14 protein-coding genes are annotated in these 13868 nt (G+C 71.2%); 2 read left to right on the forward strand and 12 right to left on the reverse strand.

Annotation, left to right across the window (positions count from 1 at the left end; translation table 11 throughout):
- Nucleotides 1–21 precede the first annotated feature (21 nt).
- Genes ASF44_RS26575 through ASF44_RS26610 form a run of 8 tightly spaced genes read right to left on the reverse strand, consistent with a single transcriptional unit; the run spans nucleotide 22 to nucleotide 8108 of the window.
- Nucleotides 22–1131, reverse strand: a complete 1110-nt coding sequence (locus ASF44_RS26575) for a CaiB/BaiF CoA-transferase family protein (RefSeq protein ID WP_056902279.1) — start codon at nucleotides 1129–1131, stop codon at nucleotides 22–24.
- On the reverse strand, nucleotides 1113–1556 hold the full coding sequence (locus ASF44_RS26580) for a Zn-ribbon domain-containing OB-fold protein (protein WP_082525060.1): 444 nt from the start codon (nucleotides 1554–1556) through the stop codon (nucleotides 1113–1115). Before ASF44_RS26580 ends, ASF44_RS26575 begins: the two co-directional genes overlap by 19 nt.
- The gene (locus ASF44_RS26585) at nucleotides 1553–2740 is read right to left on the reverse strand and encodes a hypothetical protein (protein WP_056902280.1); all 1188 of its coding nucleotides are present in this window, start codon (nucleotides 2738–2740) and stop codon (nucleotides 1553–1555) included. Before ASF44_RS26585 ends, ASF44_RS26580 begins: the two co-directional genes overlap by 4 nt.
- Nucleotides 2737–4020 carry a CaiB/BaiF CoA-transferase family protein gene (locus tag ASF44_RS26590; protein ID WP_056902281.1) on the reverse strand — a complete coding sequence of 428 codons (1284 nt, stop codon included), beginning with the start codon at nucleotides 4018–4020 and terminating at the stop codon, nucleotides 2737–2739. The genes ASF44_RS26585 and ASF44_RS26590 overlap by 4 nt, the downstream gene beginning before the upstream one ends.
- A gap of 14 nt (nucleotides 4021–4034) precedes the next feature.
- A complete protein-coding gene (locus ASF44_RS26595; RefSeq protein WP_056902282.1) occupies nucleotides 4035–5003 on the reverse strand; it encodes a tripartite tricarboxylate transporter substrate binding protein in 969 nt (322 codons plus the stop codon).
- A gap of 41 nt (nucleotides 5004–5044) precedes the next feature.
- On the reverse strand, nucleotides 5045–5800 hold the full coding sequence (locus ASF44_RS26600; protein ID WP_056902283.1) for a FadR/GntR family transcriptional regulator: 756 nt from the start codon (nucleotides 5798–5800) through the stop codon (nucleotides 5045–5047).
- Nucleotides 5801–5809: 9 nt separating this feature from the next.
- Nucleotides 5810–6763 carry a PDR/VanB family oxidoreductase gene (locus ASF44_RS26605; RefSeq protein ID WP_056902284.1) on the reverse strand — a complete coding sequence of 318 codons (954 nt, stop codon included), beginning with the start codon at nucleotides 6761–6763 and terminating at the stop codon, nucleotides 5810–5812.
- Nucleotides 6764–6785: 22 nt separating this feature from the next.
- Nucleotides 6786–8108 (reverse strand): Rieske 2Fe-2S domain-containing protein, encoded by a 1323-nt coding sequence (locus ASF44_RS26610; protein WP_056902285.1) that lies wholly within the window; start codon nucleotides 8106–8108, stop codon nucleotides 6786–6788.
- Between the two features lie 199 nt (nucleotides 8109–8307).
- Between ASF44_RS26610 and ASF44_RS26615 the strand changes: the two genes are divergently transcribed.
- Together ASF44_RS26615 and ASF44_RS26620 are read left to right on the forward strand one after the other, a co-directional pair.
- Nucleotides 8308–9282: a tripartite tricarboxylate transporter substrate binding protein gene (locus ASF44_RS26615; protein WP_235579359.1), complete on the forward strand. Its 975-nt coding sequence runs from the start codon at nucleotides 8308–8310 to the stop codon at nucleotides 9280–9282.
- A 17-nt stretch (nucleotides 9283–9299) separates the two neighbouring features.
- Nucleotides 9300–10271 (forward strand): nitronate monooxygenase family protein, encoded by a 972-nt coding sequence (locus ASF44_RS26620; RefSeq protein ID WP_056902344.1) that lies wholly within the window; start codon nucleotides 9300–9302, stop codon nucleotides 10269–10271.
- An 89-nt stretch (nucleotides 10272–10360) separates the two neighbouring features.
- Here the strand turns inward: ASF44_RS26620 and ASF44_RS26625 are convergent, their stop codons facing one another.
- Genes ASF44_RS26625 through ASF44_RS26640 form a run of 4 tightly spaced genes read right to left on the reverse strand, consistent with a single transcriptional unit; the run spans nucleotide 10361 to nucleotide 13865 of the window.
- Nucleotides 10361–11335: a tripartite tricarboxylate transporter substrate-binding protein gene (locus ASF44_RS26625; protein ID WP_056902287.1), complete on the reverse strand. Its 975-nt coding sequence runs from the start codon at nucleotides 11333–11335 to the stop codon at nucleotides 10361–10363.
- Between the two features lie 31 nt (nucleotides 11336–11366).
- Nucleotides 11367–12509, reverse strand: a complete 1143-nt coding sequence (locus ASF44_RS26630) for an acyl-CoA dehydrogenase family protein (RefSeq protein ID WP_056902288.1) — start codon at nucleotides 12507–12509, stop codon at nucleotides 11367–11369.
- Nucleotides 12496–12873, reverse strand: coding sequence for a DUF6285 domain-containing protein (locus ASF44_RS26635; RefSeq protein WP_056902289.1), 378 nt, complete (start codon nucleotides 12871–12873; stop codon nucleotides 12496–12498). Before ASF44_RS26635 ends, ASF44_RS26630 begins: the two co-directional genes overlap by 14 nt.
- On the reverse strand, nucleotides 12870–13865 hold the full coding sequence (locus ASF44_RS26640) for a phosphotransferase family protein (protein ID WP_056902345.1): 996 nt from the start codon (nucleotides 13863–13865) through the stop codon (nucleotides 12870–12872). The genes ASF44_RS26635 and ASF44_RS26640 overlap by 4 nt, the downstream gene beginning before the upstream one ends.
- Nucleotides 13866–13868: the final 3 nt, after the last annotated feature.

The following is a 13868-nucleotide window of genomic DNA, read 5'->3' on the forward strand; positions in this document are numbered from 1 at the left end:
CAAGCCCGAAGCGGGCACAGCTCAGCTGGCCGGCCAGCGCCGTAGGACGGCTTCGACCGTGCTGGCGTGCGTGGGCGCCAGCCCCTGAACCTGCGACGGCGTGCGCGAGAAGCGTGGCGCAGGGGCCGGCTGCACCACGCCCTGCACGTCCACGAACGCCGCGCGGGCGCGGTTGTGCGGGTGTTCGCGCGCCTGGCTGAGCGGCAGCACCGGTGCGAAGCAGGCGTCGCTGCCCTCCAGCAGTGCGCACCACGCGGCCTGCGTGCGCGTGGCGAAAAGGCGCTCGAACTCGGCCCGCAGCGCGGGCCATGCCGCACGGTCGGCCTGCGATCCGCGCAGATCCTCGGCCACGCCGATGCGTTCGCACAGCTGCGCGAAGAACTGCGGCTCGATGGGCCCGATGCTCACGTACTCGCCGTCGGACGTGCGGTAGCTGCCGTAGTAGGGCGCGCCGCCGTCCAGCAGGTTGCTGCCGCGCTGCTCCACGAAGCTGCCGCGCAGCGCCATCGTGGCGAAGGTGCTCATCAGCGAGATGGTGCCGTCGGTGATGGCGGCGTCGACCACCTGGCCGCGGCCCGAGCGCTGGCGCTCGTGCAGCGCCGCCAGGATGCCGCTGACCAGGTACAGGCTGCCGCCGGCGTAGTCGCCCACGAGGTTCAGCGGCGGGCACGGTGGTCCGTCCTTCGGCCCGATGGCGTGCAGCGCGCCGGTCAGCGCGATGTAGTTGATGTCGTGGCCGGCCGCCTTGGCCAGCGGGCCGGTCTGGCCCCAGCCGGTGATGCGGCCGTAGACCAGGCGCGGGTTCAGGGCGGCCACGGCGTCGGGCCCCAGGCCCAGGCGTTCCATCACGCCGGGGCGAAAGCCCTCGACCAGCACGTCGGCCTGTGCCAGCAGGGCCAGCACCTGGCCGCGTGCATCCGGGTCCTTGAGGTCGGCCTGCACCACCGAGCGGCCACGGCCGACGATGTTCTGGCGGTCGCCCAGTGTCTTGTCCGGTCGGTCGACGGTGACGACGTCCGCGCCCATGTCGGACAGCAGCATGCAGGCGAACGGCCCGGGGCCGATGCCGGCGAACTCGACGACGCGCAAGCCGGTCAGCGGGCCGGCGGGGTTCAGGTGGGAGTGGTCCATTGCAGCAGGGTGTGGGGAAAGGGGTGGGAGTGGTGTTCGAAGACGCCGGTGACGGGCGCGCCGATGTGCACCTCCTGCAGCGGGTCGCCCAGCAGGTTGCCCAGCATGCGCAGGCCGCCGGCCTCCGGCAGTTCGACCAGCACCACGAGGTAGGGGCCGTGGCCCTTCAGGCAGGCATGCGAGGGGTGCCAGACGCGCTCCCAGCTGAAGATGCGCCCTTGCGGCACCACGTCGACCCAGGCCGGATCGAAGGTGTGGCACTGGTGGCAGATCCATTCGGGCCCGAACTGCCAGGCCTGGCAGGCGCTGCAGCGCTGCACGCGCAGCCGGCCCTCGCGCAGGCCGTCCCAGTAGGGCTTGGAGAGGTCGTCGGATTCGGGCACGGGCGCGGGCAGTCCGGGCGGCAGGTAGGTCGTCGTGCTCACAGCGTGTTCTCCGATCCCAGCAGCAGGTTGCTGGCGGGCGAGACCATGGGGCCGCCGATGACCAGCGCCACATCGCTGCGGCGCGCCTGGCTGGTGGAGGTGCCGCGCACCTGGCGCACGGCCTCCAGCACCAGCTCGAAGCCGTGCATGTAGCACTCGGCCAGGTTGCCGCCGCTGGTGTTCAGCGGCAGCCGGCCATCGGGGGCCAGCAGGTTCTCGGTGCGCAGGAAGTCGTTGGCCTCCTCGGGCGCGAAGAAGCCGTGCTCGGCCAGCGCCATGACCACGCCGCCCGTGAAGTTCTCGTAGCTCTGCACCACGCCGACGTCCTGCGGGCCCAGGTCGGCCATGCGGTACAGGTCGGCGGCCACGCCGCTGTAGTTGGCGCTGGCATAGCGCGGCGCGGCATGGGGCGATGCCGCGGCACGGTACTCCGCGCCCGTCGCTGCACCCAGGATGTAGGCCGGCTTGGGCGCCAGCGTGCGCGCGCGCTCGGCCGACACCAGCAGCACCGCCGCGGCGCCGTCGTTCTCCATGCAGCAATCGAACAGCCGCAGCGGCTCGACGATCCAGCGCGCCGCTTCGTAGCGGGCTTCGTCCAGCGGCCTGCCGTGCATCACGGCGCGTGGATTGGCCTGCGCATGGTGGTAGGAGGCCATGGCGATGGCCCGCAGCGCTGGGCGCTCGATGCCGTGCTCGTGCAGGTAGCGCTGCACGCGCATGGCGAACTTCTGCGGCGGCGCCAGCACGCCGTAGGGCATCTGGTAGGCCATGTCGCCGCTGACGGTGGGCTCGCCACCGCTCTGGCCGAAGCGGCCGAATTGGCCCTGGGCCAGGCCGCGGTAGACCACCACGCAGTCGGCCAGGCCGGCGTGGATGGCGGCCGCACCGTTCGCCACGGCCGCGCAGCAGCCGCCACCGCCGCCGCCCCACTGCATGGTGGCCGAGCGCAGCTGGCGCACGCCCAGCGCGGCCGCCAGGCGCGCCGGGTCGCTGCGGTCGTTGCTGTACGAGGCGAAGCCGTCGACCGTGCGCGGGTCGATGCCCGCGTCCCGGCAGGCCGCGAGGATGGCCTTGAGCACGAGCTTGAACTCGGGGTCGGGCGAGCCGCCATGCTTGTAGTAAGGCGTCTCGCCGATGCCCGCCACGGCGACCTGGCCGCGCAGCGTGCGCGCCGCTGCGCTCATCGCGCCTTCGCCGTGTCGATGGCGCCGGCCTGCGCCAGCGCAGCGATGCGCTCGGCGCTGTAGCCCAGCCTGTCGCGCAGGATCTGCTCCGTGTGCTGGCCGATGTCGGGCGCGGCCACGGGGTCGGCCACGGGCGTTGCCGAATAGCGGATCGGCGAGGCCACGTTGGGCACCCAGCCGTGCTGCGGATGGGCCACGCGGCTCACCAGGCGGCGCTCGACCGCCTCGGGCGAGCGCAGCGCCTGGCCCACGCTGCGGACCTGGCCGCAGGGGATCGCGGCAGCCCGCATGCGCGGCTGCCAGTGGCTCCACGGCTGCCGGGCGAAGGCCTGGCCGAGGATGGCGAACAGCTCCTCGCGGCGAGCGATGCGGTCCTTGGGCGTGGCGTACTCGGGCGCGGCGGCCAGGTCGGGCCGCTCCACCACCTGGGTCATCAGGCGCTGGAAGATCTTGCTGTTGCCGCAGTTGATGTAGAAGGCACCGTCGCTGGCGTGGAACACGCCCGACGGGCAGGTGTCCGGACTGGTGTTGCCATGGCGCTGCGGCTCCTCGCCGCTGAACAGGTGCTGCACGCTGGCGTAGCCCGTCATCAGCACGGCGTTGTCGAACAGGGCCACGTCCACCTGCTGGCCGATGCCGTGGCGCTCGCGCGCCATCAGCGCGCCCAGGATGGCGTTGCCGGCCATCATGGCGGTGCTGATGTCCATGACCGGCGACAGCGCGCGCACGCCCTCGCGGTCGGCGTAGCCGTTCATGGAGACGAAGCCGCTCTCGACCTGGGCGATCGGGTCGAACCCCAGGCGGTCGGCGAATGCGCCCTCGCGCCCGTAGGCCGACACCGAGGCATAGACCAGCCGCGGGTTCTGCGCCTTCAGGGCCTCGTAGCCCAGGCCCAGGCGCTCCATCACGCCGGTGCTGAAGTTCTCGGCCACCACGTCGGCATCGGCGATCAGCTCGCGGGCGATCTGCTGGCCTTCAGCGCTCTTGAGGTCCAGCGCGATGCTCTGCTTGTTGCGGTTGCACCAGAGGTAGGGCCCGCCCAGCGTGGGGTCGTCGGGATGTGCCGGGGGGTAGTAGCGGTAGGCATCGCCCTGGCCGATGGCCTCGACCTTGATGACCTCGGCGCCCATGTCGGCCAGGATCATGGTGGCCAGCGGGCCGGCGATGAAGTGCGTGAAGTCCACCACGCGGATGCCGGCCAGCGGCAGCGGGGCGCCGGCGGGGCGCGGCTGGTGTTCGGGAAAGTCCGCCAGGCGGCTCTGGATGTCGTTGCTGTGCATATCGCCTCGGTGCTTCACATCTCGATGCGGGCGCCGTGGATCACGGGCTTCCACTGCTGGATCTCGTCGCCGATCAGCTTCTCCATCTCGGCCGGCGTGCTGCTGCGCGCTTCCACGTTGCGGCCGGTGAAGAGCTTGTGGATCTCCGGCCGCGCCACGGCCGCGACCACCGCCGCGTTCAGCTTCTGGACGATCTCGTCGGGCGTGCCCTTGGGCGCGAGCAGGCCGAACCAGGCCGCGCTCTGGAAGCCCGGCAGCGCATCGGCGATGGCGGGCACGCCGGGCACCACGGGCGTGGCCTTGAGCGTGCTCACGCCCAGGTACTTGACCTTGCCGGTGGCCAGCATGGTGGCGCCGTCCAGCCCCGTCACGAAGCTGGCCTGCACCTGCCCGCCGAGCATGGCGGTGGTCAGCGGCGCGCCGCCGTTGTAGGGCACGTGCACCAGGCGGATGCCGGCGGCCGTGTTGAAGTATTCGCTGGTGAGGTGCGAGAACGAGCCGTTGCCCACCGAGCCGATGTTGAGCTTGCCGTCCTGCTTCTTCACATAGGCGACGAACTCCTGGACGGTGCCCACCGGCAGATCGGCCGGCACGGCCAGGATCATGGGCGTGAACGCCACGGTGGAGATCGGGCGGAAGTCGCGCACTTCGTCGTACGGCGTCTTGCGCATGAGGGACAGCAATGCGCTGGGGCCGCTGTTGCCGAAGACCAGCGTGTAGCCGTCGGGCGCGGCCTTGGCCACCATGTCGGTGCCGATGGCGCCGCCGGCGCCGGGGCGGTTGTCGATGATGACGGGCTGGCCCAGCGCCTCCGCCAATGGCTGCTGCACGGCACGCGCCAACTGGTCGGTGCTGCCGCCGGCCGCGTACGGCACGATGACGCGGATCGGCTTGCTGGGGTAGGTCTGCGCGGCGGCCGGCAGGGCGGCGGCCAGCAGGGCGAGTGCCAGCGCGTGGCGGCGAAGGATGCGGGACTGGGTCATGTCGTTTCTCGTGGGGATGGGGAACGGAGGAGGGGCGTCGATCAGGGCGGGGCGGGCCGGTCGCCGGGGCTGTCGAGCAACTGGTGCCAGTGGCGGCTGGCGCGGTGCATGTGCCCCAGCACCAGCGCCTGGGCGGCGGCGGTGTCGCGCCGTTCGATGCACGCGACCATCTGCCGGTGCTCGGCGGCCGAGGCCGCGCCTTCGGCGCGGTCCTGGAACCAGACGGCGCGCCGGCCGGCCGTGAACTCGTAGAACGCGTTCAGCACCCGCACCAGCACCGAGTTGTGGGTGGCGTCCGCCACCGCCAGGTGGAACTGCGTGTCCTGCGCGGCGATGTTGCCTCCCTCGGCCAGCAGCTGCTCGGTGCGCTGCTGGATGCCATGCAGGCGCTGCAGGTCGGCGTCGCTGCGGCGTTGGCAGGCCAGGCCGGCGGCCAGCACCTCCAGGTGGGCGCGCACCTCGGTGGTCTCGGCCACCTCGTTCGCGGTCGGCGTCTCGCCCAGGCCGGTCAGCATGACCAGCGCCTCGAAGCTGCTTTCCTTGGCCATGTGGCGCAGGTAGATGCCCGAGTTGGGCCGCGAATCGACCACGCGCAGCGCCACCAGCGTGGCCAGTGCCTCGCGCACGGCATTGCGGCCGACGCCCAGGCGTTCGGCGAAGTCGCGTTCGGACGGCAGCCGGTCGCCCGGCTGCAGCCGCCGCTCGCGCAGGTAGTGCACGATGCCGACCATGGCGGGCTGCGCCGACTGCTTCGCAGGTGGGGCGTCGTGGGCCGTGGGGAAAGCTTCTGCCAGCATGCCCGTGCCTCAGAGGTCCAGCACCAGGGTCGGCGAGCGGGCACCCGAGCAGCACACCATGATGGCGTCGTTGCAGGCCTTCTCGTCGTCGGACAGGTAGTCGTCGCGGTGGTCGGGCGTGCCGTCGACCACGCGCGTGCGGCAGGTGCCGCAGACACCGGCCGAGCAGGCGTACTGCACGTCCACGTCGTGATCGAGCAAGGTGTCCAGGATGGTCTTGCCTTCGGGCACCGTGAAGCGGCGGCCACTGCGCTGCAGCACCAGTTCGAAGCCGCCTGCGGTGGCGGCCGCGCTGCTGGCGGCGAAGCGCTCGGTGTGCACCTGCGCGGCGGGGCGGCCGGCGCAGGCGGCGACGAACGCGTCGATCATGCGCGCCGGGCCGCAGCAATACAGGTGCGCCTCGGCCGGCGCGGCTGCCACGATGGCCGCCAAGGGCATGCGCGCGTCGCCGCTGTCGCCCAGGTACAGCTGCACGGCCTGCGCACCGGCGTCCAGCGCGGCGAGTTCGTCCATGAAGGCCGCGGCCCGTGCCGAGCGCGCCGCATAGTGCAGCTGCCAGGCCCGCCGCGCGCGCTGGCGCTGGCGTGCCATGGCCAGCAGCGGTGTGATGCCGATGCCGCCTGCGATCAGCACGGCCGGCGCCGTGGTGTCGGCCAGCGCGAAGTCGTTCGACGGGGCGCCGGCCTGCAGCACGTCGCCCACGCGCGGGCGGGTATGCATCCAGGCCGAGCCGCCGCGGCCTTCCCTGTCGTGCTGCACGGCGATCACGTAGCGGTGCGTCTCGGCCGGGTCGTTCAGCAGCGAATAGCTGCGCACCATCTGCTCGGGCAGGTGCAGGTCGATGTGCGCACCGGCCGTGAAGGCGGGCAAGGCCTGGCCCGTGGCCGACACCAGCTCGTACGAGGCGATGTCCTCCGCCTCCAGCCGGATCTGGCGCAGGCGCAGCTTGAGCAGGTCGTTCACGTGCGTGTCCCGTCGCCGCCGGTCACAGCGCGTAGCCGAAGTCTTCGCCCAGGCGGGCCGTCATCGCCAGCTTGCCGCCGTCGTCCTTCCACGATTCGCTGGCCGGCAGCGTGAGCGAGACCGCGCGCACCATCCACAGTTCGGGGTCGTCGTAGCGGGGCGGCTTGACGCCTTCGGCCGACAGCTTGCGCACGCTGTCCAGCAGCAGGCGGCGGGTCATGGCGATGCCGGTGTCGCTGATGCCCAGGTGCTCCTTGGAGCGGTCGTAGATCGGCGCCACGCCGGACTGGCAGGCGGCGTCCTGCACCCACAGGCCGGGCAGGCCGGAGAACCAGGTCTTGGTCTGCGCGTCGTAGTTGAACAGGAAGCCCGTCTCGTTGTTGAACTTGGTCCAGTACTTGGCGAACGGCTGCGTCGGCGGGCGCGGCACGTAGGCGTCCTGGCTCGGGTGCCCGGTCTCGCGGCCGGCGTGGCCTTCCACGAAGAGCTTGCGCGTCTTCTCGTAGAACGGCGTGACCGGCGTGTACGAGAACATGATGCACAGCGTGTGGTGGTCGTCCAGCGGCACCCAGGCATGGCCGCTCAGCTCGGGGTACTTGGACTGCGGCGGCACCAGCGTGTAGAAGGGCAGCAGGAACTGGTTCACGCGCCAGTAGTGGGTGTTGTCGTCCAGCACGCGGCGCGAGGCCACGCTCATGCCGAAGTCCTGCTTCTGGCATTCGAAGATCGGCCGCAGGTCGCGCTTGGCCACCCATTCGCTGATGGCGCCCTGCGCGTCGATGCGGCCGTGCAGGATGGCGGCATGGGCGGAGTCGATCTCGCCCTCCACCGCCTGCAGCCAGTTGCACTCCTGCACGCGAAAGCTCACGTGCACGTTCTCCTGCGGCACCATGTTCCATTCCAGGTGGGGCAGCGGCGGCGGGGCGTCCTGGTCCGGCCCCATGTAGGCCCAGACCATGCCGTTGCGTTCGGTGCAGCGGTAGTGCTTGAGGCGGGTCTTGTCCTTCAGCCGGGTGTCCGCGGGCTCGGCCGGCATGTCCAGCACCTTGCCGTCCACGCCGAACTTCCAGCCGTGGTAGACGCAGCGCAGACCGCAGTCTTCGTTGCGGCCGAACACCAGCGGCGCGCCGCGGTGCGGGCACGCATGGTCCACGAGGCCGAGGCGGCCTTCGCTGTCCTTGAACGCCAGCAGTTCCTCACCCAGCAGGCGCACGCGCTGCGGCTGGCCGCCGGGCGGCAGATCGGTGCTGGGCAGGAAGGGGAGCCAGTACAGGCGCATCAGCTGGCCCATCGGTGTGCCGGGGCCGACACGCGTGAGGCGTTCGTTGTCTTCGGTGGTGAGCATGTTCGGTTCTCGTGGTCAGGTGGATCGAGGTCGCCCTGGGAAGCTCTGGGCGGTGGTGGGCCAATGTGGTTCTACCAATATTAATATCATTGGTAGAGCCAATCAAGAAAAATTTGGGCTGGTGCGTCCCTGCGCGTTGACGGCGCGGGGTGCGCTGTCCACAATAAACAATTGGTTCAACCAAAAATCAGGAGACACCGTGCAAGCCCTTTTTTCGAGAACCGTGGCCGTGGCATGGACGCTGGCGCTGCTGGGCAGCGCGGTCCATGCGCAGGAGGCGCCGTTTCCCGCCAAGCCAGTGCGCTTCGTGATCCCGACGGCGGCAGGCGGCAACCTCGACGTGCTGGCGCGGCTGGTGGCCGAGAAGGTGGGCGCGTCCTGGGGGCAGCCCGTCATCGTGGAATCGAGGGCAGGGGCCAACAGCATCGTGGCGACGTCGTACGTGGCCAAGAGCGCGCCCGATGGCTACACCGCCTTGTTCACATTGAGCGGCTTCGTGCAGAACCTGGTGCTGCAGGCGAACCCGCCCTATAGGGCGGCCGACCTGCTGCCGGTGTCGCTGGTGGCCTGGTTCCCGATCGCCCTGGCGGCGAACGCGGACGTGCCGGCGCGCGACCTGGGCAGCCTCGTGGACCTGGCGCGGCGCAGGCCGGGTGCGATGTCGTACGGCAGCTACGGCACCGGCTCGTCGGCGCACATCATCGGAGAGGGCCTGAACAGGGCGGCCGGCATGCAGATCAAGCATGTCGCGTACAAGGGCGAGGCGGCGGCCTTCCCGGACCTGGCGAGCGGGCAGATCGAGCTGGCCTACGGGTCGGTCGGCTTCTATGCCCGGCAGGCCGGCACCGGCCGGGTCCGGATCCTGGCGGTGGCCAACCCGCGGCGGCTCAAGGCCTTCCCCGATGTGCCGACCCTGGCCGAGGCCGGCTATCCCGATGTGAACCTGCCCGGCTGGGGCGGCGTGTTCCTGCCGGCGGGCACACCGCAGGCCATCGTCGACAAATTCGAACGCGAAGTGCGCCGCGTGACGCTGCTGCCGGACGTGCAGGCGCGCATCCTGGAGTTGGGGTTCGAGCCGGTGGGCAGCAGTGCCGCAGAGTTCTCCACCGCCATCTCGGAAGACCTGCAGAAATGGGGCGCGGTGGTGCGCGCCAACAACATCAAGCTGGAGTGAAAGAGAAGATGAACACCATCGATACCCGCGTGAGCCGTCTGCTCGGCATCGGCATTCCCATCGTCCAGGGCGGCATGCAGTGGGTCGGCCGCGCCGAACTGGCGGCCGCGGTCAGCAACGCGGGCGGCCTGGGCACGCTGAGCGCGCTGACCCAGCCCACGCCCGAAGACTTGGGCCGCGAGATCGAACGCTGCCGGCGCCTCACGGACCGCCCGTTCGGCGTGAACGTCACCATGCTGCGCTCGACCCAGGCGCCGCCCTACGACCGCATCTTCGCCACCATCGTGGAGCACGGTGTGCGCGTGGTCGAGACCGCCGGCAACGTGCCGCAGGAGGTGTTCGACCGGCTGCGCGGTGCCGGTGTCACGGTGGTCCACAAGTGCACCTCGGTGCGCCACGCGCAGGCCGCCGAGGAGCGCGGTGTCGACATCGTGAGCATCGACGGCTTCGAGTGCGCGGGCCATCCGGGCGAGGACGACGTGCCGGGCCTGGTGCTGATTCCCGCCGCGGTGCGCGCGCTCAAGGTCCCGGTGATCGCGTCGGGCGGCATCGCCGATGGACGCGGCATGGCGGCCGCGCTCGCGCTGGGGGCCGAGGGGGTGAACATGGGCACACGCTTCGTCGCCACGCGCGAGGCACCGGTGCACCAGAACATCAAGGACGCGCTGGTGGCGGCGCAGCAGACCGACACGCGGCTGATGTTCCGCACGCTGCGCAACACCGCCAGGGTGCTGTCCAACGCGGTGTCCGAGGAAGTGCTGGCGCTGGAGCGCCGGCCCGGCGGCTGCAGCTTCGACGACCTGCGCCCGCTGGTGGCCGGCGCCCGCGGGCAGGCGGCGCTGCAGTCCGGCGAGGTCGACGACGGTGTGGTGTGGGCCGGGCAGGTGGTCGGCTTGATCGACGACATCCCGTCGTGCGAGGAACTGCTCGCGCGCATGGTGGTCGAGTGCCGCGAGAGCCTGTCGGCGGCGCTGGCGCTGGCCGCGTGACGGCCGCGGTGCGGGACGGGTCAGCGCCGCCGGCGCAGCGCCCGTCCGCTTGACGGACACGCGGCGCTGCCCGGCCGGCGCCGCGCTGCTCAGCTGGTGAGCTTGATGCGCCCGTCGTCGACGAGCTTCTTGACGGCGGCCAGTTGGTCGGCCATGAAGGCCGCCAGCTTCTCCGGCGGCCAGGCGACCGACTCGAAACCCAGTTCCAGCAGCTTGGCCTGGATGTCGGGCAGCATCACGATGCGGTCGATCTCGCTGCCCAGCCTGGCCAGCACCGGCCGAGGCGTGGCGGCCGGCGCCATCAGCGCGGCCCAGCCGGGCAGGTTGACGGCGGGCAGGCCCGATTCCGCGAAGGTGGGTACATCCTTGTAGAGCGGAAAGCGCGTCGGGCTGGCGACCGCCAGTGCCTTGATCTTGCCTGCGTAGCGCGAGACGCCGCCCAGCGACACCACGGCCGCGTCGACCTGCTCGCCCAGCAGGTCCTGCAGCGCCGGGGCCTCGCCCTTGTAGGGCACGTGGACCATGTCCAGCCCGGCCGCCACGTTGATCTGCTCGCCCACGAAGTGCCCGCCCGAGCCCGGCCCGTAGGAGGCATAGCTGAACTTGCCGGGCCGGCGTTTCACCAGCGCCACGAACTCCTGCACCGTGTTGATGTTCAAGGAGGAGCGCACGCCCAGCGCGATCGGCGTCATCGCCATCATGCTGACCGGCGCCAGCTCGCTCAGCTTGTAGGGGGTGTTCGGCTGGAGCACCAGGCTGCTCAGCAGCGCGCTGTAGCCCAGCAGCAGCGTCTGCCCGTCGGCCGGCTGCTTGGCGACGTAGCTGGCCGCGATGGCGCCGCTGGCGCCGGCCTTGGACTCCACGATGGTGGGCTGGCCCCAGGCTTCGGTCAGCTTGGCGCCGATCAACCGCATCATGGTGTCATGGCCGCCGCCGACCGGCGTGGGGATGATGAAGCGGATCGGGCCGTTCGGGTAGGCCGCCTGCGCCCGGGCTGCGGGCCAGGCCGTCGCGGCCAGCAGGGCCAGCGCCGATTGCAGCGTTGCGCGTCGAGAGGGGGTCATGGTTTGTCTCCAATATCGTGGGGGAAGAGGCTCAGGACCGCATCAGCTCGCGCGCGATCACCACGCGCTGGATCTGGTTGGTGCCCTCGAAGATCTGGTTCAGCTTGGCGTCGCGCATCATCTTTTCGACCGGGTAATCACGCACGTAGCCGTAGCCGCCGAAGACCTGCACGGCATCCGTCGTGACCTTCATGGCCACGTCGCTGGCGAAGCACTTGGCCATGCTGGCGAAGATCGGCAGCTGGGCCCAGTCCTCGGCGTCGCCCAGGCGCGCGCATTCGTAGGTCAGCGCGCGCGCCGCCTCGATCTGCATCTTCATGTCGGCCAGCATGAACTGGATGCCCTGGAACTCGATGATGGCGCGCTTGAACTGGCGGCGCTGCCTGGCGTAGTCCAGGGCCGCGTCGAACGCGCCCTGCGCCAGGCCGACCGAGGCCGCGGCGATGGCGGGGCGGTTCAGGTCCAGCGCGCGCATGGCCGAGCGAAAGCCCTGGCCCTCCGCGCCCAGCATGTGGTCCACCGGCACGCGCACGTTGTCCAGGTGGATGGGCACGTTGATCGTGCCCTTCATGCCCATCTTGCGTTCGTTGCGGCCGAAGCCGAGGCCCTTGGTGTTCTTCACGTCGACGATGAAGGCGCTGATGTCGCTGGCGCCGGCGCCGTCGCCGGTCTTGGCGAACAGCATCAGGTAGTCGGCGCGGCTGCCGAAAGTGCACCACTGCTTCTGGCCGTTGATGACGTAGTGGTCGCCCTGGCGCACGGCGCGCGTGCGCATGCCGCCGACGTCCGATCCGCAGTCCGGCTCGCTGATCGCGATGGCCGTGACGGTGCGGCCGCGGGCCAGCAGGGGCAGGTAGTGCTGCTTCTGCGCCGCGCTGCCGAAGTGCATGATGGGCAGCGCGAACATGGTGTTCATGCCGGCCATCAGCGCGCAGGATTCGGACACGCGCGCGATCTCCTCGCGCGCCAGGCACACCATGGTGAGGTTGGCACCGGGCCCGCCGTAGGCCTCGGGCACCCACAACTGCAGCAGCCCCATGTCGCCGTAGACCTCGATCAGTTCCTCCGGGAAGCGGTCGTTCTCGTCGATCTCCGCCGCGAGCGGGGCCACGTGGTCCTGCACCATGCGGCGCACGCCATCGCGGAAAGCGGTCTGGTCTTCACTGAGTTGCATGGTCGGTGCCTCGGTGTGGATGCGCGGTCCAGCGCGGGTTGTTGATGTCCAGCGCCCCGTGCAGCGACTGGCGCAGGTGCTGCACCAGCCCTGGCGCATCCAGCGGTATCGCGCCGGACGCGATGGCGTCGTGCAGTGCGCGGTCGAGCGTGGCGGTATCGCCCTCGCGGTGCAGCAGGGCCTGCAGGCGCGCCCGCGCCGCGGCGTCGTGCGCGGGCGCCAGTTCGGCCTCGCGCAGCGCGATGCGCAGCACGTTCGCGGCGATGCGCGTCTGGAACCGGTGGTAGCCGTCCAGCGTGGGCAGCAGTTCGTGCTCCAGGTAGTCGGCCGTGGCCTGCAGCAGTGCGGTGGCGGGCGGGATCATGGCGCGGTCTCCAGCAGGTGCATGAAGTCCCAGAGCGGTTCTTCCAGCCGGCGGCCGACGGCGCAGAGCTCCAGGCTGGCGGGGCGGCCGTCGGCGCGCGCACCCAGCCCGCGGCGCACGCACGCGATGGCCCACTTGAGGTTGCCGAAGGCCTCCCAGAAGCGCACGCGCGCCGGGTCCACTGGCATACCGCCGGCGGCTTCGTAAGCGGCGTACAGGTCCTCGCGCGTGCCGAAGCCGCCGACCTCGCCGGTTCCTCCGAAACGCCAGGTGCGCATGCACAGCACACCCAGGTCCTGCATCGGGTCGCCGATGCGCGCGATCTCCCAGTCCAGCACGCAGCGCAGGCCCTGCTGGTCGACGATCAGGTTGCCGTTGCGGAAGTCGGCGTGCACCACCCGCGCATCCCATTGCTGCGGCAGGTGCTGGCCGACCCAGCGCAGGGCGTAGGCCAGCGCCGGATGGGCGATGGCGTGGTCGCGCAGCAGGCCGCCGTAGATCGCCAGTTCGTCGGCCGGCGCGAGCCGGGCCAGGAAGGGCAGCTCGGCCGTCGGCATGCGGTGGATGGCGGCCAGGGCCTCGCCGCACTGGCGGGCGAGCCGCCCGCGTGCCATGGCGAAGGCGCTGTCGCGGGCCAGCTTGCGGCCCATGGTCTCCCCGGCCACGTGCCCGGTGACGTAGCCCGGCCCCAGGCCGTGCTGCGGCTGCAGCACCAGCCGCACCGTGGGCACCGGCACGCCGCCCTGGCGGGCCGCGCGCATGAGCGCGGCGTCCTGCCCGGCGTCCAGCCGGGGCGGATGGCCCGGCGGCGCGGCCGTGGCAGCCGAGCGTTGCAGGATCAGCGTCCCGCTGGTGCCGGGCTGGTGCCAGTCGAAGCACCAGGTCTCCTTCGTGGCGCCGCCGGTCAGGCGGCGCAGGCCGCGCACCTCGCCCGCCGGCCCGGCGCCGCGCAGCGCAGCCGCCAGCGCGGCCTCGATCTCCGCGGGCTGCATGCC

This window comes from Pseudorhodoferax sp. Leaf274, assembly GCF_001422445.1.
Classification (GTDB): domain Bacteria; phylum Pseudomonadota; class Gammaproteobacteria; order Burkholderiales; family Burkholderiaceae_C; genus Pseudorhodoferax.

Excerpts from the sequence above, each read along its gene's own strand:
- ASF44_RS26635 (WP_056902289.1), bottom strand. The coding sequence starts at position 12,873 with ATGATCCCGCCCGCCACCGCACTGCTGCAGGCCACGGCCGACTACCTG.
- ASF44_RS26640 (WP_056902345.1), bottom strand. The coding sequence starts at position 13,865 with ATGCAGCCCGCGGAGATCGAGGCCGCGCTGGCGGCTGCGCTGCGCGGC.
- ASF44_RS26600 (WP_056902283.1), bottom strand. The coding sequence starts at position 5,800 with ATGCTGGCAGAAGCTTTCCCCACGGCCCACGACGCCCCACCTGCGAAG.
- ASF44_RS26585 (WP_056902280.1), bottom strand. The coding sequence starts at position 2,740 with ATGAGCGCAGCGGCGCGCACGCTGCGCGGCCAGGTCGCCGTGGCGGGC.
- ASF44_RS26590 (WP_056902281.1), bottom strand. The coding sequence starts at position 4,020 with ATGCACAGCAACGACATCCAGAGCCGCCTGGCGGACTTTCCCGAACAC.
- ASF44_RS26625 (WP_056902287.1), bottom strand. The coding sequence starts at position 11,335 with ATGACCCCCTCTCGACGCGCAACGCTGCAATCGGCGCTGGCCCTGCTG.
- ASF44_RS26595 (WP_056902282.1), bottom strand. The coding sequence starts at position 5,003 with ATGACCCAGTCCCGCATCCTTCGCCGCCACGCGCTGGCACTCGCCCTG.
- ASF44_RS26610 (WP_056902285.1), bottom strand. The coding sequence starts at position 8,108 with ATGCTCACCACCGAAGACAACGAACGCCTCACGCGTGTCGGCCCCGGC.
- ASF44_RS26575 (WP_056902279.1), bottom strand. The coding sequence starts at position 1,131 with ATGGACCACTCCCACCTGAACCCCGCCGGCCCGCTGACCGGCTTGCGC.
- ASF44_RS26630 (WP_056902288.1), bottom strand. The coding sequence starts at position 12,509 with ATGCAACTCAGTGAAGACCAGACCGCTTTCCGCGATGGCGTGCGCCGC.